This window comes from Moraxella cuniculi, assembly GCF_900637105.1.
Taxonomy (GTDB): domain Bacteria; phylum Pseudomonadota; class Gammaproteobacteria; order Pseudomonadales; family Moraxellaceae; genus Moraxella; species Moraxella cuniculi.
Map to the genome: position 1 here is coordinate 589,830 of NZ_LR134343.1, position 20,923 is coordinate 610,752.

General features: G+C 48.6%; 18 protein-coding genes. 7 read left to right on the top strand and 11 right to left on the bottom strand.

Translation table 11 applies throughout. The annotated features are described in order from the left end of the window. Nucleotides 1–17: 17 nt before the first annotated feature. On the top strand, nucleotides 18–1,304 hold the full coding sequence (gene clpX, locus EL162_RS02770) for an ATP-dependent protease ATP-binding subunit ClpX (protein ID WP_126329937.1): 1,287 nt from the start codon (nucleotides 18–20) through the stop codon (nucleotides 1,302–1,304). 54 nt (nucleotides 1,305–1,358) lie between these two features. On the opposite strand, the gene EL162_RS02775 is transcribed toward clpX, so the two are convergent. The 3 genes from EL162_RS02775 to EL162_RS02785 form a co-directional block, all read right to left on the bottom strand. Further along, nucleotides 1,359–1,817, bottom strand: a complete 459-nt coding sequence (locus EL162_RS02775; protein ID WP_126329939.1) for a surface-adhesin E family protein — start codon at nucleotides 1,815–1,817, stop codon at nucleotides 1,359–1,361. A gap of 132 nt (nucleotides 1,818–1,949) precedes the next feature. Continuing rightward, nucleotides 1,950–2,495, bottom strand: a complete 546-nt coding sequence (locus EL162_RS02780) for an acyl-CoA thioesterase (RefSeq protein ID WP_076554590.1) — start codon at nucleotides 2,493–2,495, stop codon at nucleotides 1,950–1,952. Between the two features lie 157 nt (nucleotides 2,496–2,652). Beyond that, entirely contained in the window at nucleotides 2,653–3,741 is a 1,089-nt protein-coding gene (locus tag EL162_RS02785) for a DnaJ domain-containing protein (protein WP_126329941.1), read from the bottom strand. 262 nt (nucleotides 3,742–4,003) lie between these two features. Between EL162_RS02785 and fadB the strand changes: the two genes are divergently transcribed. From fadB to EL162_RS02800, 3 genes are all read left to right on the top strand, one after another. Further along, nucleotides 4,004–6,157, top strand: a complete 2,154-nt coding sequence (gene fadB / locus EL162_RS02790; protein WP_126329943.1) for a fatty acid oxidation complex subunit alpha FadB — start codon at nucleotides 4,004–4,006, stop codon at nucleotides 6,155–6,157. Between the two features lie 46 nt (nucleotides 6,158–6,203). Next, complete coding sequence (fadA, locus tag EL162_RS02795) at nucleotides 6,204–7,376, top strand: acetyl-CoA C-acyltransferase FadA (RefSeq protein ID WP_076554587.1); 1,173 nt, start codon at nucleotides 6,204–6,206, stop codon at nucleotides 7,374–7,376. Nucleotides 7,377–7,791: 415 nt separating this feature from the next. Continuing rightward, nucleotides 7,792–8,250, top strand: coding sequence for a hypothetical protein (locus tag EL162_RS02800; protein WP_076554585.1), 459 nt, complete (start codon nucleotides 7,792–7,794; stop codon nucleotides 8,248–8,250). 72 nt (nucleotides 8,251–8,322) lie between these two features. Here the strand turns inward: EL162_RS02800 and EL162_RS02805 are convergent, their stop codons facing one another. The 7 genes from EL162_RS02805 to EL162_RS02835 all read right to left on the bottom strand — a co-directional run bounded on the left by EL162_RS02805 (nucleotide 8,323) and on the right by EL162_RS02835 (nucleotide 13,832). Continuing rightward, the gene (locus tag EL162_RS02805) at nucleotides 8,323–9,456 is read right to left on the bottom strand and encodes a patatin-like phospholipase family protein (RefSeq protein WP_126329945.1); all 1,134 of its coding nucleotides are present in this window, start codon (nucleotides 9,454–9,456) and stop codon (nucleotides 8,323–8,325) included. A 385-nt stretch (nucleotides 9,457–9,841) separates the two neighbouring features. Further along, the gene (locus EL162_RS02810; protein WP_126329947.1) at nucleotides 9,842–10,513 is read right to left on the bottom strand and encodes an ATP-grasp domain-containing protein; all 672 of its coding nucleotides are present in this window, start codon (nucleotides 10,511–10,513) and stop codon (nucleotides 9,842–9,844) included. Between the two features lie 3 nt (nucleotides 10,514–10,516). Beyond that, on the bottom strand, nucleotides 10,517–11,053 hold the full coding sequence (locus tag EL162_RS02815) for a hypothetical protein (RefSeq protein ID WP_126329949.1): 537 nt from the start codon (nucleotides 11,051–11,053) through the stop codon (nucleotides 10,517–10,519). 9 nt (nucleotides 11,054–11,062) lie between these two features. After that, nucleotides 11,063–11,692 (bottom strand): ATP-grasp domain-containing protein, encoded by a 630-nt coding sequence (locus tag EL162_RS02820; RefSeq protein WP_126329950.1) that lies wholly within the window; start codon nucleotides 11,690–11,692, stop codon nucleotides 11,063–11,065. Further along, complete coding sequence (locus tag EL162_RS02825; protein WP_126329952.1) at nucleotides 11,679–12,098, bottom strand: ATP-grasp domain-containing protein; 420 nt, start codon at nucleotides 12,096–12,098, stop codon at nucleotides 11,679–11,681. The genes EL162_RS02820 and EL162_RS02825 overlap by 14 nt, the downstream gene beginning before the upstream one ends. 166 nt (nucleotides 12,099–12,264) lie before the next feature. Continuing rightward, a complete protein-coding gene (locus EL162_RS02830; protein WP_170161400.1) occupies nucleotides 12,265–13,380 on the bottom strand; it encodes an MFS transporter in 1,116 nt (371 codons plus the stop codon). Between the two features lie 113 nt (nucleotides 13,381–13,493). Next, nucleotides 13,494–13,832, bottom strand: coding sequence for a hypothetical protein (locus tag EL162_RS02835; RefSeq protein WP_076554574.1), 339 nt, complete (start codon nucleotides 13,830–13,832; stop codon nucleotides 13,494–13,496). Nucleotides 13,833–13,982: 150 nt separating this feature from the next. Between EL162_RS02835 and recG the strand changes: the two genes are divergently transcribed. The 3 genes from recG to EL162_RS02850 all read left to right on the top strand — a co-directional run bounded on the left by recG (nucleotide 13,983) and on the right by EL162_RS02850 (nucleotide 20,434). Beyond that, nucleotides 13,983–16,079 (top strand): ATP-dependent DNA helicase RecG, encoded by a 2,097-nt coding sequence (gene recG, locus EL162_RS02840; RefSeq protein WP_126329956.1) that lies wholly within the window; start codon nucleotides 13,983–13,985, stop codon nucleotides 16,077–16,079. A 119-nt stretch (nucleotides 16,080–16,198) separates the two neighbouring features. Then, nucleotides 16,199–17,365 carry an efflux RND transporter periplasmic adaptor subunit gene (locus EL162_RS02845; protein WP_126329958.1) on the top strand — a complete coding sequence of 389 codons (1,167 nt, stop codon included), beginning with the start codon at nucleotides 16,199–16,201 and terminating at the stop codon, nucleotides 17,363–17,365. 12 nt (nucleotides 17,366–17,377) lie between these two features. Next, nucleotides 17,378–20,434 (top strand): efflux RND transporter permease subunit, encoded by a 3,057-nt coding sequence (locus EL162_RS02850; RefSeq protein ID WP_126329960.1) that lies wholly within the window; start codon nucleotides 17,378–17,380, stop codon nucleotides 20,432–20,434. Nucleotides 20,435–20,544: 110 nt separating this feature from the next. Here the strand turns inward: EL162_RS02850 and EL162_RS02855 are convergent, their stop codons facing one another. Next, entirely contained in the window at nucleotides 20,545–20,820 is a 276-nt protein-coding gene (locus EL162_RS02855) for a helix-turn-helix domain-containing protein (protein ID WP_126329962.1), read from the bottom strand. Nucleotides 20,821–20,923 lie beyond the last annotated feature (103 nt).

Below are 20,923 nucleotides of genomic sequence, written 5' to 3' on the forward strand. Positions count from 1 at the left end.
GCCAATAAGGATAACGCATGACCAATACACAAGTGCCGAGCTGTGCCTTTTGTGGCAAAAAAAAGACCGAAGTGGATAAGCTGATTGCAGGGGCTGATGCCAATATCTGTGATGCATGTATCAAGGGTTGCGGTGATTTATTGCGAAAAGAGTCTGGCAAAAAACACCGCCAAGACACCAAAACAGACAGCGATCGCACCTCTTATGACCCACAGAATCAAGAGCAAAGCGAGTGGCTGGATAAGCCGTTGCCCAAGCCAAAGCAGCTGCGTGAGCATCTGGACGATTATGTCATCGGTCAAGATGCCGCCAAAAAAGCCCTGTCGGTTGCGGTATACAATCACTACAAACGCCTAAAAGTCGCCGCCAAAGACAACAGCGACAATGAGACGGTTGAGCTAAGCAAAAGTAATATTTTGCTTATCGGGCCGACTGGCTCTGGCAAGACGCTGCTGGCACAAACGCTGGCAAAAATGCTTGATGTGCCATTTGCGATGGCGGATGCGACAACCCTGACCGAAGCAGGCTATGTCGGCGAAGATGTTGAAAATATCGTCCAAAAACTGCTGCAAGCTGCCGATTATGATGTCAGCAAGGCAGAAAAAGGCATTATTTATATTGATGAAATTGACAAAATCTCTCGCAAAAGCGAAAATCCGTCCATCACACGAGATGTCTCTGGCGAGGGCGTGCAGCAAGCCCTGCTAAAACTTATCGAAGGCACGGTTGCCAATATTCCGCCCCAAGGTGGACGCAAGCACCCACGCCAAGAGATGATTCAGGTGGACACCAGCAATATTCTGATGATTGTCGGTGGGGCATTTGCAGGGCTTGAGCGAGTGATTCGCCAACGCACCGAAAAGACAGGCATTGGCTTTAATGCCGATGTCAAGGCACAGGACGAATCAAGCATTACCGAGCTGTTTCGCGAGGTGGAGGCGGAGGACTTGATTAAGTTCGGTCTGATTCCAGAGCTGATCGGTCGTCTGCCTGTGATTGCCAGCCTAGCAGAGCTGGACGAGGCGGCACTGGTGCAGATTCTCACCGAGCCAAAAAATGCCCTAGTCAAGCAGTACCAATATCTGTTTGAGATGGAAGGGGTGGCGTTGGAGTTTGAGCCACAGGCACTCACCGCCATTGCCAAGGCCGCAATGGTTCGCAAAACTGGAGCAAGGGGCTTGCGTTCAATCATCGAAAATGCCTTGCTTGACACCATGTACGAGCTGCCAAGTATGCAAGGGGTGAGCAAAATCATCGTGAGCGAATCCGTCATCACCAAAGGCGATAAGCCAATCGCTCAATAACCATAAAAGCCGACAGTCTGTGAGTGTCGGCTTTGTTATGTCAGTAAAAAATGGTTATTTATTCTGGGCGTAGTAACAAGTTTCATCTACAATACTTTCGCCGATAGTTTCTGGCGCGGTCGCATTCCAGCTGTCTGATGATAATGTGGAAATGTAGTTGCGATTAAAACTGTCTACTACATTGCCTTTGCTGGTGTAATCCATTCCTTGCACGAATTCTAATTTTTTGCCACCGCAGTCAATATAGTAAAAAACTTTTGATTGGCGATAAAGTTTACCAGCACTGGTTTTTTGAGCAGCAGCGTAATCCCATTTTATCCAAACAGACAAGTATCGAAAACTAGACAGCCCACCATGGTAACGAATGCTATCAGTATCAATGCTTGCACGGCGTGATCCATCAGCTGTCTTGCCAGTCTTAAGCCAATTAACAGCATGGGCAGTTGGGCTGATGAAGATAAATAGCACAGCTAGGCAGCTACCCAAAAAGCGAGGGGGGGGGGTGATTCTCATGATGATCCCTTATGATAAACGATGTCTCTGCACAGCTGATATTGTGAGTAGTGATATTATCATACAGTGGCTAGGATTTGTCAATTGTTACGCCAGTCCAGCGATATTGTTTATATTAACTATAATATATTATTAATCTATGGGAAAGTTGCGTAATTTATCAGCGGCAATCCAAGCTGCCACCCAGTCATCAGCAGGCATGAGCAAATCCCCATGACCGATGGCGGTCAGTACAGTTTGGGTCGGTATCGTCTTGCCTGTCATCAGATTGGTAACGCCAGTACGCAGCAGTGCCTGTGAGCTGGGCGTGCCTTGGTTGTACATGGTTTGCTCGATATAGAACCAGCGTTCGTCAATGGCACACAGCCGAGTTTTGATGGTGATTTTGTCAAACAGGCGAACACGCTTGCGATACTGAATGCTGCTGCCAGCCACGACCAAGCCCCAGCGGTTGGCGAGCAGTTTTTTGCCAAGCCCTGTACGAATGGCAAAATCCGTCCGCCCCAAGTCAAACAGGGTAAAAATCCGCCCATTGTTCATCTCAAGAAAATTATCAATATCATGAATGCCACTGACAAAGCTGATTTCGCTGGTGTCGGTCGGAGCAAGTGTTTTGCCCTGTAGTTGTAGCAGGGTGCTTTTGGCAATGGTTTTGCCCAGTCGGATAAAAGGATACATAATTTTCTCCAAAATTTTTGCCATGATAACAAATTTATCCAGCGTTGTCGGTGGCTAAGTTTGACCGCTGTGTCTATATTTGCCAGTTTGGGCAAGGGGTGGCTGTGTGGCGGTTTTGCAACAAAAAACCGCTCGCAGTGCAAGCGGTTGTGGTGATTTATTCGTATTCTTGCAACTGTGCAGCACGATCGTTTAGCTCTGGGACTTCGCACAGATAGCGAGCCGTGTCTTGCTCGTATTTAGTGCTGTAGTTGTTGCGTGCATAGGCTTTGCAGCCTGCTTCACGAGCGGCATTGATGGCACGCTGTTCATCACGCAAGGCGTTGCGAGTTTCGTCAGATAGGCTATTCCAAATGGCGTTGATGTTCGCTACCGCTTCATCATACATGGCTCGTGCTTCGGCAGGCTTAGTATAGCTGACAGGGTCGTCATAACTGTCGTCATGCGATTCGCTTGGTTCATCATAGCTGACATCATAGTCCGATGGCTCGTCATAAACAGGTGCGTTGCGTTCGCTTTGAATATAGACACGCAGTTCATTGGTGCGTTCGTCCATCAGGGGTACTTCGCAGCGATAGCGTGCGGTTTCGATTTCGATGGGTGAGCTGTATTCACTGACGGCTTGAGCTTGGCAGTTAGCTTCACGAGCGGCATTGATGGCACGCTGTTCATCACGCAAGGCGTTGCGAGTGTTCTTGGGCAGGCTATTCCAAACGGCATTGATGCGATTTACCGCTGCCAGATAGTCGGCGTGTGCTTGATTGCGTGCATTTTGTTGCTCGGCGGTGATGCCATTATCAATGGGGCTAACAGGCTTTAGGGTGTTGGTTTGGGCTGATGTGTCGATTGGCTGAACTGGTTCGTCTTTGTTGCCAAAAAATCCTGTGGAGGATACCAAATAATAAGCAAGCCCAGCCACTGCCAATAACACAACCAAAACCCCAATAATCCACGCTGCTGCTGACGAGCCTTTTTTTGGTGGGTGGTATGCAGCGGTTGGCATCGGTGCTACAGGGGTAACTGGCTGGTTGGTTTGGTTGAGTCGCAGCCATGCGTCATAGTCGCTGCGGCGAACAGGGTCTGACAATACATCATAGGCTTGTTTGATCAGTGCTGCCATCTGCCCTGCTTCAGGACTGGTGCTGTGGGTGTATTTTCTTGCCAGTGTCTGATAGGCGGCATGAATAACTTCAGGAGCGGCGTTGGCAGAGACGCCCAAAATATCATAATAAGTTTGCAATGTCATGGGAACTCGCAGGGAGATTTGGTTTGGTAAATCTGCTAATGATAACAATTAGCCAAATGTTTGTAAAGAGTGGTCGGTGATGATTGTTGATTTTGTGGCAAGTGTTGGCAGGGCTTGATGATTGCTAATTTTTGGGGCAATGACCCATCGGTCATGATTGTCTGGTGTAATCAGGTGCAATCTGTCTGTGGCTGTGCTATATTAAACAAAATCGGACAAATCCGCTGCTTGTTTGGCGGTTATTTTGAATTTAGGAGCGACCATGATTTATCAAGGAAACAGCATTCAAGTTGATTATTTGGATCAGGCGGCAGGCATTGTTGAATTTCGGTTCGATGCCAAACAAGGCAGCGTGAACAAATTTGACAAACAAACCAATAACGAGTTTGTTGAAGCAGTGGCAATTTTAGAAAAATCAAGCAATATCAAAGGCTTGGTGGTAAGCTCTGCCAAAAAAGTATTCATCGCAGGGGCGGACATTGGCGAGTTTGTAGAATATTTTAAAAAGCCAGCCGATGAGTTGTACACATGGCTTTTGCAGATTAATGATGCGTTTAACCGCTTTGAGAGATTGCCTTTTCCAAAAGTTGCCGCTGTCAATGGTGCAGCATTGGGCGGTGGCTGCGAGATGACTTTGGTGTGCGAATATCGTGTGGCGGGGGTCTCATCACAGATTGGATTGCCCGAAACCAAGCTGGGTATTTTCCCGGGATTTGGTGGCTCGGTACGCACGCCACGCTTGATTGGCATTGACAATGCTCTGGAGGCGATAGCCATAGGTAAGGCGTACAAGCCTGCCGATGCCTTAAAAATCGGCTTGGTGGATGCGGTGGTCGCTGATGAATCTGTGATGGATTCGGCGGTTGATTTGCTAAAAAAATGTATCGATGGGCAGTTTGATTGGCAGGCACGCCGCCAAGAAAAACTAGAGCCAGTCAAGCTAAACCAAATCGAGCAGACGATGGCGTTTACGACCGCCAAAGCGATGATTTTTGCCAAGGCAAATCCCAAGCAATATCCTGCGGTTGCATTGGCTGTAGAGGCGATCGAAAATCATGTCAATCTGCCGCTTGATGAGGCAATAAAAGTTGAGGCGGCAGCATTTGCCAAAGCAGCAACGACACCACAGGCGGCGGCATTGGTGGGGCTGTTCCTAAACGATCAAGCGGTGAAAAAACTTGCCAAAGATTACAGCAAGCACGCCCTTGATATCAACGAGGCGGCTGTGCTGGGTGCAGGCATCATGGGCGGTGGTATCGCGTATCAGGCTGCCAGCAAGGGCTTGCCGATTATGATGAAAGACATCAAAAACAGTCAGCTGGAGCTTGGCATGAGTGAGGCGAGCAAACTGCTTGCCAAAGAAGTAGAGCGTGGCAAATCTACGCCCGAAAAGATGGGTCGCACGCTGTCTTTAATCCGCCCAACGCTCAACTATGGGGATTTTGCTACGCCTGATATTGTCATCGAAGCCGTGGTAGAAAATCCAGCCGTCAAAGAGGCCGTGCTGTCTGAGGTTGAAGATTTGGTAAAAGATGACACAATTTTGGCATCAAATACCTCGACCATCTCCATCACACGGCTTGCCAAATCACTAAAACGCCCAGAGAATTTTGTGGGTATGCACTTTTTTAACCCTGTGCATCGTATGCCGTTGGTTGAGGTGATTCGTGGCGAAAAAACCAGCGATGAGGCGGTTGCTACCACAGTGGCATTGGCTCAAAAAATGGGCAAAACACCGATTGTGGTGAATGACTGCCCGGGGTTTTTGGTAAATCGTGTGCTGTTTCCGTACTTTGGGGCATTTGATTTGTTAATCAAAGAAGGTGCTGACTTTGTGCAGATTGACAAAACGATGGAAAAATTCGGTTGGCCAATGGGCCCTGCCTACCTGATCGATGTGGTGGGGCTGGATACGGGCGTGCATGGTGCCAAGGTGATGGCGGAAGGTTTTGCTGACCGCATGAAACCTGACTACAAGGGCAGCATTGAGCATTTGTATGAGCAAGGTCGCTTGGGGCAAAAAAACGGCATCGGCTTTTATAAATACGAGATGGACAAAAAAGGCAAGCCAAAAAAACTTGCCGATGATGAGACTTATGCATTATTAAAAGCAGTGCAGACAGATGCACAAAGTTTTGATGAACAAGCAATCATCGACCGCATGATGTTGGCGTTTTGTAATGAGACGGTACGCTGCCTAGAGGACGGTATCGTTGCCAGTGCTGCCGAGGCGGATATGGCGATGATTATGGGTGTGGGTTTTCCACCATTTCGTGGCGGGCCGTGCCGTTATATTGACCAGCTGGGTGTAGCAAATTATGTGGCACTGTGCGATCGCTATGCTCATCTGGGCAAGGCATATCAAGCACCAGATAAGCTGCGTCAAATGTGTGATGCTGGCGAGACTTTTTATTGATGGTTATTGGATAAAGTTAATATAAATAGAGTTTAAGGAAAATATAATGACTGCACTAAACCCAACCGATGTTGTCATTGTCGATGGCGTGCGTACCGCCATGGGCAAAAGCAAAAATGGTATGTTTGCCAATGTGCGTGCTGATGAGCTGTCGGCCGAGTTGATTCGTGCGTTAATTCAGCGTAATGGCATTGATGCAAGCGAGCTTGAGGATATTATCTGGGGCTGTGTCAATCAGACGCTAGAACAAGGCTGGAATATCGCACGCTATGCGGCATTGTTGGCAGGCGTGCCAAAGACTGTTGCTGCTCAAACGGTCAATCGCCTGTGCGGCTCATCAATGCAGGCACTGCATACCGCCGCTGCCCAAATCATGACCAATCAAGGTGATATGTTTATCATCGGTGGTGTTGAGCATATGGGACATGTGGCGATGACGCATGGGGTTGATCCCAATCCGCGTGCCAGTAAATACTATGCCAAGGCCTCCAACATGATGGGACTGACCGCCGAAATGCTGGGCAGACTGCATGGCATCACACGCCAAATGCAAGACGAATTTGGGGTAAATTCGCACAAAAAAGCATGGGAGGCGACCGTGCAAGGACGCTTTGCCAATGAGATTGTTGGCGTGAAGGGGCATGATGGGCAGGGCAATTTGCAATTATGCACCACTGATGAGGTGATTCGCCCTGATGCCAATTTGGCGGCATTTGAGGCATTGCGTCCTGTGTTTGACCCAAAAAATGGCACAGTAACAGCAGCCACCGCTTCGGCATTATCCGATGGTGCGGCGGCAATGCTTGTCATGAGTGCCAAAAAAGCAGGTGAGCTGGGGCTAAAACCGCGTGCAAAAATCCGTGCGATGGCAACCGCTGGCTGTGATGCGGCAATCATGGGTTATGGCCCTGTACCCGCCACTCAAAAAGCACTCAAACGAGCAGGCTTGGCGTTGTCTGATATTGAGACCATCGAGCTGAACGAGGCCTTTGCCGCCCAAGGTCTTGCCGTGTTAAAAGGCTTGGATTTGCTTGATAAACAAGACATCGTCAATCACAACGGCGGTGCGATTGCTCTGGGGCATCCTTTGGGCTGTTCGGGGGCAAGAATCACCACAACCTTGTTAAATGTCATGGAGCAACAAGATACCCAATTGGGGCTGGCGACCATGTGCATTGGCTTGGGTCAAGGCATCAGCACCATCATTGAGCGAGTCTAGTACCGCCTTTTGTCAAACAAACCCAAAACCCAAGTTATAGCTTGGGTTTTGTTCATTCTTATTGGCATAAAGGACGCTCCAGCCTGCTGGCATATAATCCATGACTATATAGAAAAATTGCACTGCCCTTTGTTTGCACCATTGGTATTTGCACCCTTAGTAGCCCCAGTGCTTTTGTACCAAATTATACGCCATTAATATTACAACCCATCAATAACAGCACCAGACCTACAAAAACCTTTTTATAAAAACCCCTTTTTGGCAAAATCCAAGCCATTTTTGTTTGATAATCCATGCTACAGCAGTAAATAGGCGGTGTCGTGATGGCTTGTGCTGCAGGGTGAGTGGGGTGATATTGACAAGGCTTGATTGATTGGGCATAATCAGCCATAGGTTTATCATTAGGGAGATTAAGATGAGAGCATCTGGCAAATGGCTTGCTGGCTTGGCATTGTTATCGCTAAGTTTGCTGGGATATGCTGACAGCACGGTGGATACCGCAACAAATGATGGTCGCTTTGGGCAACAGATTATGACAGGTGAGGCACTTAGCAAAAATGCCGACAGGTCAGGCATGCTGCTTTTGTACTGCCTTGATAGCAGCTGGTATCGGCTGGGGGCAATGTTTCCTGAAATGAGCAAGCAAGAAAAAAGCGAAAGACTCATCGAGGTCTGTCAATCATACATTGATACTTATTCGGTTTATAATGTTTTGCTGGCTGCTGATTACTATGGCGAACCAAAGTCTGAGCAGCAAGCATGGCAAATCATACAGGACAATCGCCAACGGGGCGATAATCAGGGAGAGCAAGAGGTGCATGAGATGATTAGAAAATATGCACAAACGCTTGATGATACGCCGCCCAATAAGTAGTTTGTACCGAGCAAGCGTTCGCATAACAATACCGCCAAGACAGGCGGTATTTGTGTATTGTTCTATTTGTTATTATTTGCCACTGTGGCGATTGTTGGCAGTGTCAATCGCCGTGTTGATGGCTGGCAGTTGTGCGATTGTGGCAATTTTGCCTGCATTGATAAGCTCAAGACGCTTGCTGGTATCAAAGGGCGATACTTCGGTTACCAAAGGGCGAATCAGCACATCGCTTGCCGCAACATCATCAGCACTGATGGCTAAGTTTTTGCCAGCTTGATCAAACAGTTGCCAAAGATCGGCTGGGCTGGTCGGCAGGTTTTTTGGCAGATTATCAGGCAAGGCGATGGTGGTGTCGGCTGGTATGGATTTGATGATATTGCCAACAATACTGCCCAGTGGCAACTCAAATGGCAGCTCGGCAGTTGCTTTATCAAGCTGTGTCAAATCAATCGGCAGAGCGAGGGTTTTGTCGCCCCATTTGGCACTGATGGCGGTGTCTGTGCGTGTGATGTTGATTTCACCCTTGTTTTGGGCGGCTTGGTCATCTGTGGTGGTTTGGGCTGGTGTCATCAAATCCACAGCAATGACGACATCTGCACCCAAATTGCGTGCAATGCGTGCAGGCACAAGAGCAGATTGCGAGCCGTCAATGTATTTTTTGCCTCCATTTTCGGGAATGCGTGGTGCGATAAACAGCTTTGGTACGCTGGTTGATGCTTGTACAGCAATGCCCGCCTCACCTGTGTCAAACACAACAGTGGTCTTGCTTGGCAGTTCGGTAGCGACCGCAGCATAACGCATCGCAAAGCTGCCAATGGGGCGATGATTGACCTGCTGATTGACATAGCGGCGTAGGCGTGTGCCGTCAATCAAGCCTTGTTTGGACGGGCTTAGTTCAATGATGTCTTTTTCGTTCAGCGTGATGGCGATCTGCTTTAGTTCATCGGCGGTTTTGCCACTGGCGTACAACGCCCCAACCATCGCCCCAACACTGGTGCCAACGACCATATCAGGACGAATGCCATTTTTTTCTAAGGCTTGAATCACGCCAACATGAGCAAAACCGCGTGTGCCACCACCGCCAAGCACCAACGCCACCACAGGGCGTTTGGGGGTGGTTTGTACAGGCTGTGGGCTGGGCGTTTGTTTGGTGCTACAGGCGGATAATAGCAAGGCAGCAGGCAGGGCAAGGGCGAATAATTTCATACAATTTCCAAAGATAAGCGTTATGCGTTTGGCGAAACTATAGCATAATTTGGCTAAAAATTTTATACAGATGTGCTGTGTTGTGTAAGTGTTTTGTTATTGGCTGGCGGATTGGGCATATTGAGCCATTGCGTAGAAGCGATTATGGTTGCAGGTAAATTGTGTGAATGCTTGATATTTTGATTATCAATACCGACATTGTAAGTATTCTTTTTGATGGTATCAAATGTTGACTTGCTTGGCGTGCAATCAATTAAATTTTTTAGATAACTCACAGGCTACCGTGAGTAAATGTTGTATTTTGACAAAGCCATGTTTGTGGTAAAACTGTTTATCAAAACTTAAACCATTGTCGATGATATTATCCAAGTTTAATGCATGCATTTTAGCTCTCCTGTTGTTTTGGTGTAGATGGTTTGGTACAAATAGTTACTTGGTTGGCAAGGTTGGTTAAGGTGCGAAAATCCAAGGGGCTATCATTGTTTTGATAATAAATAAAATAACCAAGCCTGTCGGACGAACCCAGCAGCTCATTAACGGTATCGCAGATGGTTTTGTGTAGTTTAACTTCAATAACGCCACGACTTGCCTGTAGTTTATCAATGCCTGTGATTTGGCTGATGATGCCCTTGGGGGCGTGAAAAAAGTAAACTGCCGCCACGCCTTTTCTGCTGATGGTGCCTATGTAGCCTGTTTTTTGACAAAACCATTGTAAAGATAATCTAAATATATCAATGCCCGTGCTAAGTTTTAGCAGATGAAAAATCCTGTCGCCACCGACTCGGGTATGTGTTTCAACAATTTTCACCCCAGTGTCGGTTAAGATGACTTCGGTGTGCGATGGACCATCACAAATACCCATACGATCTAGGCAGTCAAATACGACAGTCTCAATCAGCTGCCATGTTTGTGGGGTCAAATCAGCAGGTCCGATATGCCCAATTTCTACAAAAGGATTGGGATACTCTGCACCTGTTTTGAACTTTTGGTGAATAGATAGTAGCTTGTGCCTACCTGCAAAACTAAAGCACTCCACAGAGAATTCTTGACCATGGATAAATTATTCGCACAGATATTCTTGGTTGGTAAAATCAAGGCGATGTAGTGCATTTAGATTATCTGGTGTAACGCATACGACTGACTCACTGCCCACACCATCGACAGGTTTTATGATGACGGCTCGGTTTTGTTCTTTGACAAATGCAGCTGCCTGCTTGGCATCACAGGCAAGCTGATGGGCGATGGTATGGGGGCTGTCAGCCAATTTTTGTCGCATACGCTGTTTGTCTTTGGTGTTTTTTACCACTTCGGACGAAAATGGCGTAGCGATGCCGAGCTCTTCGGCAATCTGGCTGGCAAGCAGCAGGGCAGGCTCGGTGAAACTTAATATCATGTCTACTTTTTGGCTTTGGGTGATGGCGGCAATGATGTTTTTTGCCAAGTTTTTTTGATGATAATCAAGCAAGATAAACTGATGATTGGGCTGTAACAGGCTGGTATCCACCAATTGCACCTTGTCAATGATGGTAAGCCTAATACCAAGCTCGTTGGCGGCATTGATGACAGATTTGAACGCACCAAACAAAACGATGTGCATAAATACTCCTTAAATTTCACCAAAGCTAATGACGGTAGTATCGGCGATGTGCTGGGTTTTTTGTAGGGCGGACTGCCATGTGTCTGCGGTGGCAATCACGCAGCCCAGCCTGTCATCGCTTGATGTCAGGTTGCCTGTGTTGTATCTGGGCAGTGGACGCAGCCACAGGTCTTGTTCGCTGCCATCGGTACGGACTGTCATTACAGTGCCAGTCTGCTCGCTATATAGGTAGGCGGTGGCAGCATGGCAAGTGTGGTTGATAGCCAAATCAGCTGCCCATGGCGTGCCAGTGTGTGATAAGTAGGCAATCTTACCCATATCCACACCGCAAGCTGTCCGCACCAAATCAACAATCATATCTCCTGCCAATCTTGGATTGATTTCAACAACAAAAACCTGCCCTTGGTGCAACTTAAATTCCACATGAGCCACGCAATTTTTTAGCCCAAGTGCTTGTAGGCAGCCAATTAAAGTTTGGCAAATATCGTCGTCAAGCCCATTACCAAACGAATAAGGGAAAATGTGTGCCAGTTCCACAAAGGTAGGCTCTGGTGATTTGATCTTTTTGGTGTAGCCTATGAGTACCCAGCCTGCCAGACTGCACCAGCCGAACTCGGCACTGTATTCATCGCCTGCGATATATTGCTATTAGGGCTTGGGGCATTCGGCGATAGCCTGAGATGTGTTGTGGGCGATTTTTGATGAAATCTATCGCTTGCATAACTTGCGTGCTGTTTGTGCATTTGACCACGCCAAAGCTGCCACTGTCATCAACAGGCTTAACCACGCAAGGTAGGAATTTGGCAGCATCAGTAAACTTTGGCACATCGGTGGTATCATCAACCAGCTGATGACAAATCGGCAGTGAGACTTGATTGACAGTATTTCTGACCTTGTCTTTGTAGCGGGCGGTGATAAGATTGTTTGCAGTATCGGCATCTATCAAGCCTAAGGTGGTGGACAGCATGACGCACGGCAGCATTCTTATCTCATCAAACCAAATGACGGCGGTAATGTCGCTGTCGGCACAGATTGCTGATAGCATATCGGCAGGATTGATGGTGTCAGCGATACTTATCTTATCGGCAATGCTGACAGGGTCATATTTGGCGGTTTGCTACAGCGTCCGTTGTCTGGTCAGAAAATGGCAAAATACGCCGAGCTTTTGGGCGGCTTTGATGACATGATAGGCATTGCCTGAAGTATTGCTCTCAACGATGATGGCTGTCGGCATGATTTGCTCCTTTTTTCATGGCGGATAAAACGACAATACCAAAAAATATCGCAGCAAGCAGATAGCTGATAACGGTGATACTGTTTGGCTCATCAAGCCACGCCACAATACCCCCTGATAAGGGCATGGGCAATAAAATCAATGACAAAAACACGCCCATGGTGGTGCTAAAATTCTCAGGCTTAATCAATGCAGCACGGTGAATTCGCATATATACCACGAAAATCACCCGTCCAACAATCAATAGCCCATAGCCTGCCACGCACAGCCACAGGCTCTGTGGCTGACCAAATAGCAGCACCCCTGTGCCAATAAGCCCAAGCCCCAAATAATAACAAAGTGTAGGTTTAATCTTGGGCGATAAGGACAAAATCGACAAAACCACAATGCTGATAGCACTGCCTAGGGCGATGACAAAACCTACCATCTGACTGCTTTGGTTAAACTGTCCCATGATGATGGCAGGCAAGATGGCAAACAGCACGCCCTCAGCAAGGTTAATGAGTGCAGTAACCAGTGCCAAGCTAAGCAGCTGCTTGCCAAACAGCACTTCACCAAAGCCGCTTTTTAGTCGTGCGAGCAAAAAACTGCCGATGGGTTTGTCGTGTGCTTTTAGTGATTTGATAAACCAAAGTGGCATGATGATATAGCCGATAATAACCAGCGAAAAAGCCAACAACTGCCCACCGCCTGCCACAAATCCTGCCGCAATGGGAGCTAAGATCATCGCCAACTGCTCGGCATTTTGGATCTTGGCTTGGGTGCTGGGCGTTCTATTTATATCCAAAGCGTGCGTGATGGCGTATTCGATGCCCATATAAGACAACCCGGCCAGCAAGCCAAACACCGCTCCGATGACAGACAGCATATAAGGATTGTCCAGCCAAAATAGTGGCAGTATGATCATCGCTCGGACAAAGTCGGTGCTGATAAAGATGGATTTGATGTCAAATTTATCAATAATCACCCCAAAAAAAGGTTGGCAAATCACGCGTGGCAGCCAAATACTAGCAAACGAAATCCCAAGCCATGTCAGGCTGTCTGTTTGGATATAAATCAGCAGCGGTATGATTTTTTGGATAAATTCACCCAAAAATAAATTCGCAAAGCGATAAACCAATAAAGAGCTTAGGGTGGACAGATTTATATCTCGTTAATTTAATTCCATGATTGGGTTGTTGTTCTGCGTATCAAGAACCAACAGAGTTAAGATAGTGAGCAAAATCTGCCTTGAAACCTTATACACCTGCCTATGGTTTCGCCAATTAGCAATAATAAAATTTTGGTTTGCTCAATATTGTCAAAATGTGGCAGGTTGGTAATATGAATGGGCTTGGTTGGATTGCCATAAAATATTTGTGCAAGGTGCGTGGATTTTAGCTGCATGGAAAGCGTGCCAATACGAGACAAATAGCGACTCTGTATTTGGCTGGGACATTCTTGGTGAATGGTGGCAACAAGATGCTCCAAGTGCGATTTATCAGCACTGGATAATTGCAATTCCAAAACCTTGTAGCTGTCTTGATGGTTGGGTGTGTACATCATCTAACATTCCTTGTGTGCTATCAGTGCATGATTTATTGTAAAAGTTAAACAGGGGGGGGGTGTCAAGCAGTTTTGCTTTTTTGGGGGATTTATTTTACAATTCTTATCAGCTCTTATTAGTATCACAAACGCTTTTTTGGACGGCTTGCCATGACCAACCCTGCTATGAGTATTCATCTGCCTGTAACCGCTTTGGCTGGTGTGGGTCAGGCATTGGCAAATCGCTTGGCACAGCTTGGGGTGGTTCGGATTTTTGATTTGTTAATGCACCTGCCTAGAGATTATGAAGATCGCAGCCGTATCGTGCCGATTGGCATGGTCAGTCATGGCATGAGTGTGATGGTGTCAGGCACGGTAACTTGGGTAGAAAAAAATCGCACAGGGCTATCGGTTACGCTAGAAGATGAGTCAGGATTGTTGGTTTTGCGGTTTTTTAAGGCTTATGCCAGCTTGCTTGGCGTGATGACGGTTGGGGCGAAAATTACCGCTTTTGGTGAGATTAAGGTCAGTCGCTATGGCGTGCAGATGTCGCACCCAGAGTATCATCTGACAGGCACACAACAGACACAAACGGGGCTATTGCCGATTTATCCAACGGTCAAAGGATTGCACCAAAACAAACTTCGCCAGCTGGTGCGGTTGGCACTACAGGCGGTAGCAAATGATAGGATTTATAGCGTGCCTGATGCGATGTTGTCGGCAGCGGGACTGCGGCTATCGGGTGATTTTTTGTCCGCCTTAAAGCAGTTGCACCTGCCTGACCGCCATGCAGATATTTTTGCCCAGACTGAGTTATTAAGCCAATTAAAAGACCGCTCACACCCTGCGTGTCGCCGCTTGATTGTTGAGGAATTGGTGGCACATCAGCTAAGTTTTTTGTTTCGCCGTAATAATGTCTATCGCCAAAAAGCCCCCAAGTGTCAAGCAAACAGTGCGTTGGCAAAAAAACTGGCGGACAGTCTGCCCTTTAGCCTAACCCAAGCCCAGCAGCGAGTGATTCATCAGGCGGTTGTTGATATGACAAGCTCACAGCCAATGCTTCGGTTGATTCAGGGTGATGTTGGTGCTGGCAAGACTTTGGTGGCGGCGATGGTGGCGTGCCACGCCCTAGACAGCGGCTGGCAAGTGGCAGTGATGGCACCGACCGAGATTTTGGCAGAGCAGCATTTGGCGAATTTTCAGAAGTGGTTTGCTCCGCTTGGTATCAATGTTGGCTGGCTGGCTGGCAAGCAAACTGCCAAAGAACGCACGATGGCACTGCAAGCAATCGCTGACAATCAGGTGCAAATCGTGGTGGGGACGCACGCACTATTTTCGGACAATGTGGTTTTTGCCAAATTGGGCTTGGTCATCATTGACGAGCAGCATCGCTTCGGTGTTGAGCAGCGATTGCGATTGACGGACAAATCGTTGATGGGCAGCACGCCGCACCAGCTGACGATGACCGCCACTCCGATTCCTCGCACATTGGCGATGAGTATGTATGGCGATATGGATGTGTCTGTGATCGATGAGTTGCCACCAAACCGCACGCCGATTACTACCGTTACCATCAACCGTGAGCGGCGTGATGAGGTGATTGCTCGTATTTTTGACAATTGCAAGGCTGGCAAGCAGGCGTACTGGGTCTGTCCATTAGTCGAAGAATCAACCGCACTGGACGCACAGTCGGCACAGCTGACTTATGAGGATTTGGTGGAGCGGTTGGATATTCGTATCGGTCTGGTGCATGGCAAGATGAAAGCGGTGGACAAGCAGGCGGTGATGGCAGAGTTTAAGGCGGGCAAGATTGATTTGCTGGTCGCAACCACAGTGATTGAGGTGGGGGTTGATGTGCCAAATGCCTCTTTGATGGTGATAGAAAATGCCGAAAGACTCGGCTTGTCGCAGCTGCATCAGTTGCGTGGACGCGTGGGGCGAGGCGAGGCAAAAAGTTTTTGTGTGCTGCTTTATCAAGCACCGCTATCGCCAACAGGCATTGAGCGGCTCAATGTCCTAAGAGACAGCAGTGATGGGTTTGTCATTGCCCAAAAAGACCTACAGTTAAGGGGTGCAGGTGAGCTGCTTGGCAAGCGACAAACGGGTGATATGGGCTATTATTTGGCGGATATTGTGCGTGATGAGGTCTTGCTTGAGGCAGCGGGCAAAATCGCCGCACAGCTTATCGGCACAGCAGAGATGATGGCAACAGCCACCGCCATCATGAATACTTGGTTGCCACAGGCACAAAACTATGTCAATGTCTAGGTCATCGGCACTTTTGCGACCAGTCGGGCTAAGGGCGTTTGGTTGCCAAGCGTGCGTGCAATTTTACTGGCAGACTGCTACACTGGCAAATAAAATCATGGATAAATTTGGTATCGCTTATGACAGATTCATCACCAGACTATAAGACCGCCACGCAGATGCGAAACCACGCCAAGGGCTTGGTGCTGTTTGTGCTGGGTATTGTGATTGGCGTATTTTTGTTAAAGCCACTCATGCAATCTGATGACAAGCCATCGCCACAGGCGGCAGAAACACAGCCATCGGTCATGGCGGTGCGTGCCGTGCGACCACAGACGGTCAGTGTCCAAGACACGCTGTCGGCAAATGGACTGATAGCAGCTGCCAAGACTGCCGAAGTTGGCGGACAGCTGTCAGGGGTTGCCATCGAGCAGGTGCTGGTAGAGGTTGGTGATTGGGTGCGTCAGGGGCAGGTGCTGGCGGTGCTTGATACACGCACCTTAAGCGAGCAGGTGGCAGCTGGTGAGGCGGAGCTTGCTGCTGCTGTCGCTGCCCAAAAAAAGGCACAGGCGGATTTGGCACGCACCGAGCCACTGTTGGCGATTGATGCGGTGAGTCGCCAAGAGGTCGATGCCTATCGTGCGGCAGTCAGCCAAAGCGATGCCAATGTCCGTGCCGCCAATGCACGGCTTGCCACTGCTCGCACCAATCAGGCACGCAGCCAAGTTGTCGCTCCTGTGGCTGGTATTATCAGTGCCAAAAATGCCCAAATTGGTATGCTGGCAACTGGTGCGTCTTTATTTAGCATCATTGAAAAGGGGCAGTTGCAATGGCGGGCGGCACTTTCGCCAATTGAGGCAAACAGAGTACGCATTGGGCAGCTGGCAAGGCTTGAGATAGCAGATCGCACCATCACAGGTAAGGTGGTGCGTATCAGCCCTGTGGCAAATGACAGTCGCGAGGTGGCAGTTTGGGTGGATTTGCCAAAAGACAGCGGTGCCAGTGCAGGTATGTATCAAGCAGGTGAGCTGATATTTGCCGAAAAAACTTTGCCTGCCGTGCCAAAAAGTGCCTTGATGAGTTCTGATGGCTATGATTATCTGTGGCTGCTTGAGCCGACCCAAACAGCAGGTCAATACCGCACCAAACGCCACAATATTAGCATCATCAGCTATCAAGAGGACAAGATTATCGCCGATGTGCCACAAGATGCGTTGGTGGTGGCAGAAGGGGTGAGTTTTTTGGGCGAAAATGACTTGGTAACTCTGGTCAGTATTGACAATCAGCCAACCAGTGAAGGCAAATAACAAGAGGCTGCGATGAACATTTCGGCGTATTCAATCAAAAATCCACTGGCAGCGATATTGTTTTTTGTGCTGTTTAGTTTGCTTGGCGTGTTTGGCTTTTTGCAAATGAAAGTTCAGCAATTCCCTGACATTGATTTGCCGGGCGTGGTAACGACCATCACGCTAACTGGGGCTTCTGTAGAGCAGCTTGAAAGCGAGATTGCCATCAAGGTTGAGAACAGATTGGCAAATATTGAGGGTATCAAAAATATCCGCACGACGCTACAAACGGGCGTGGTTACGATTTTTAGCGAATTTGAACTAGAAAAGCCCAACGATGAGGCATTGGACGATGTGCGTTCGGCGGTTGGTGAAGTGCAGGCACAGTTGCCAGCGGCGGCTGATACACCGATTATCTCCAAAGTCTCAACGGCAGGAATGCCCGTGGCGACTTATTCGGTTGCAGCCTCAGGCATGAGTCAGGCACAGCTGTCATGGTTCGTTGATGATAAGCTGACCAAGCAGTTATCAAATATTGCAGGCGTGGGCAAGATTGAGCGAATTGGCGGTGTCGAAAGACAGATTTTGGTGCAGCCAAAGCTGGATATGTTATCAGCTCTCACCATGCCAATCGGGCAGTTGTCGCAGCAGATTTTTGCCAGATGGCAGGATACCGCAGGTGGTGAGGCAAGTATCGGCAATCAAAAACAAACCATCAATATTATCGGTGCAGGCGGGCGGATCGATGAGCTAAAAGCCATGCAAATCACCACGCCACAAGGCACAGCGATACGCCTAGACAATCTTGCTACCATCAGCGATACCCATGCAGATATCAGCTCGCTGGCACAGCTAGATGATAAGCAGGTGGTGGCGTTTAGTATCACACGCTCAAAGGGGGCAGGTGAGGTGGAGGTGGTGGCAGCGGTTGATGAAGCCATCAAAAAACTACAAGCACAGACGGCAGGGTTACAGATCGAAAAAATCGTTGATTATGCCGCTCCCATCAAAGAAAACTATCAGACAACCATGCGTATGCTCATCGAGGGCTGCATTTTGGCGGTACTGGTGGTGTTTGTGTTTTTGCGTGATTGGCGAGCGACTTTGGTGGCGGCGACCGCTTTGCCTTTGTCCATCATTCCAACATTTTTTGTGATGTATTGGTTCGGCTTTAGCCTGAATATGATTTCGCTGCTTGCCTTGACTTTGGTAATCGGCGTGCTGGTCGATGATGCCATCGTTGAGATTGAGAATATTGTACGGCATTTGGCGATGGGCAAAACCCCCATGCAAGCAGCAATCCAAGCGGCAGATGAGATTGGGCTTGCGGTAATGGCAACTACCTTTACGCTGATTGCGGTGTTTTTGCCGACAGCATTCATGAGTGGTGTGGTTGGGCAGTTTTTTAGTCAATTTGGCTGGACGGCAGTGATTGCGATTTTTATTTCGCTGATGGTGGCACGCTTATTGACACCGATGATGGCGGCATATTTGCTCAAGCCTGCCAAACACACCAAGCAAGCCGATGGCAGGCTGATGGTTATGTATCTAAATATCGTCAAATGGACGCTGAACCATCGTGCCTTGACAATCGGCATGGCGGCAGGGCTGTTTGTTATTTCATTGTCTCTTGCCAAACTGTTGCCAACGGCATTTATCCCTGCCGATGAGATGAATCAGACTCGGGTCAGCATTGAGCTTAGCCCTGATGCCACGATTGATGACACGCTACGAATCGCCACAATGGCACAACAAAAAGTCCAAGCCATATCAGGGGTGCAGAGCGTGCTGATTACCATCGGTGCAGGACAGAACTCAGGCGATCCCAGCAGCAGACGCAGTGGCTCGGTGAATGTCGCCAGTCTACAGGTGCGGCTTGTTGATCGCAATCAGCGTATCAGCAAGGCAGCCATCGAAAGCCAAATCACCCAAGCACTTGGTAAGGTACCATCTGCCAGATTTGCTGTGGGCATCTCAACAGGTGGTGGTGAAGCAGGTTATGTATTCTCGGTGATGGGGACGGACAAGGCGTTGCTGGATAAGACGGTGCAGCAGATCATGGCACAGATTCGCACACTGCCGATGGTGGCAGGTGTGATGAATGACCGCCCATTGCCCAAGCCTGAGCTTGGTATCCTGCCAGATACGCTGGCGATGGCGGATAAAGGGGTAACTACCAAAGATCTGTCCGATACGCTACGCATTGCCACTTTGGGCGATTATGACCAAGCTCTGCCCAAACTAAACCTTGACACACGCCAAATCCCCATCGTAACACGGCTTGGCGATACTGACAAACAAAGCCTAAATCACTTGCAAAATCTATATCTGCCCAGCACTCAGCCCTTGCCTGTGCAACTAAAAGATGTCGCACAGATTCGCTTTGGCATGACCAATGCCAGTATCAGCCGTCTCAATCGTGAGCGTGCAATAAAAATCACCGTCCTGCCCAAACAAGGCGAGCTGGGGGCGTTGGTTCAGGCGGTCAAGGCAACACCAACACTTGCCAATCTGCCACAGGGTATCCGTGCTACAGACGAAGGACAAGCGGAAAATATGGCAGAGCTGTTCACAGGCTTTGTGCTGGCGATGTCGGTTGGGGTGTTTTGTATTTTTGCGGTGCTGATGTTGTTGTTTCATCGTGTATTGCAGCCTTTGACCATTTTGGTGGCATTGCCATTGTCAATCGGTGGTGCATTTATCGGCTTGCTATTGACAGGCAGCAGTATGTCCATGCCTGCGATGATTGGCTTTATTCTGCTGATGGGTATCGCTACCAAGAACTCGATTTTGTTGGTTGATTATGCCATCACTGCCCAAGACAAGCAGGGTCTGCCACGCTTTGCGGCATTGATTGATGCGTGTCGCAAGCGGGCTCAGCCGATTATCATGACCACCATCGCCATGGGGGCAGGTATGCTGCCGCTGATTATTGGCTTGGGTGGCGTGGATTCTACCTTTAGCCGTCCGATGGCGGTGGCGGTGCTGGGCGGTCTGATTACCTCTACTTTATTGAGCCTTGTGGTGATTCCTGTATTTTATGCCCTGATGGACGATTTGGGCAGGCTGCTTAAGCGATCTGCCAGCTGATGCCTGTCATTGTGGCGTGGTGCTGTGCGATTGCTTGGCGTGCTGTAGTGCCTCGTGCATCAGCTCATTGAGCAGTCGTAGGTCGTGGATTTGTTCATTGAGCTTGGCAATCAGCTGCTCTTGATGGCGTATGGTCGCCTGTAGCTGGCAGATTTCAGGGGGGGGTAATCTTGGTGTGGGTTTAATAACTCATGGATGCTGACCTCAAAAATCCGTGCCAACTGCCCCAGCCGCTCGACACTTAGGCGAGTTTTGCCATGCTCTATCTTGGCATAGCCATTGACCGACAGTGCCAGTCTGTCCGCCATCTGCTCTTGGGTGAGCTGGCGACTTTTTCTTAGCTGATAGATGTGCCGATGTAGACTGTGGGCTGGATAATCGTCCATGACAAACTAAAAACCATACAAAAAGTGTAATAAATCCCCCTGATGGTTGCTGTTATCAGGCGGTGCTTGTTGCTATACTTGGTGGTATCATTTCATCAAAAGA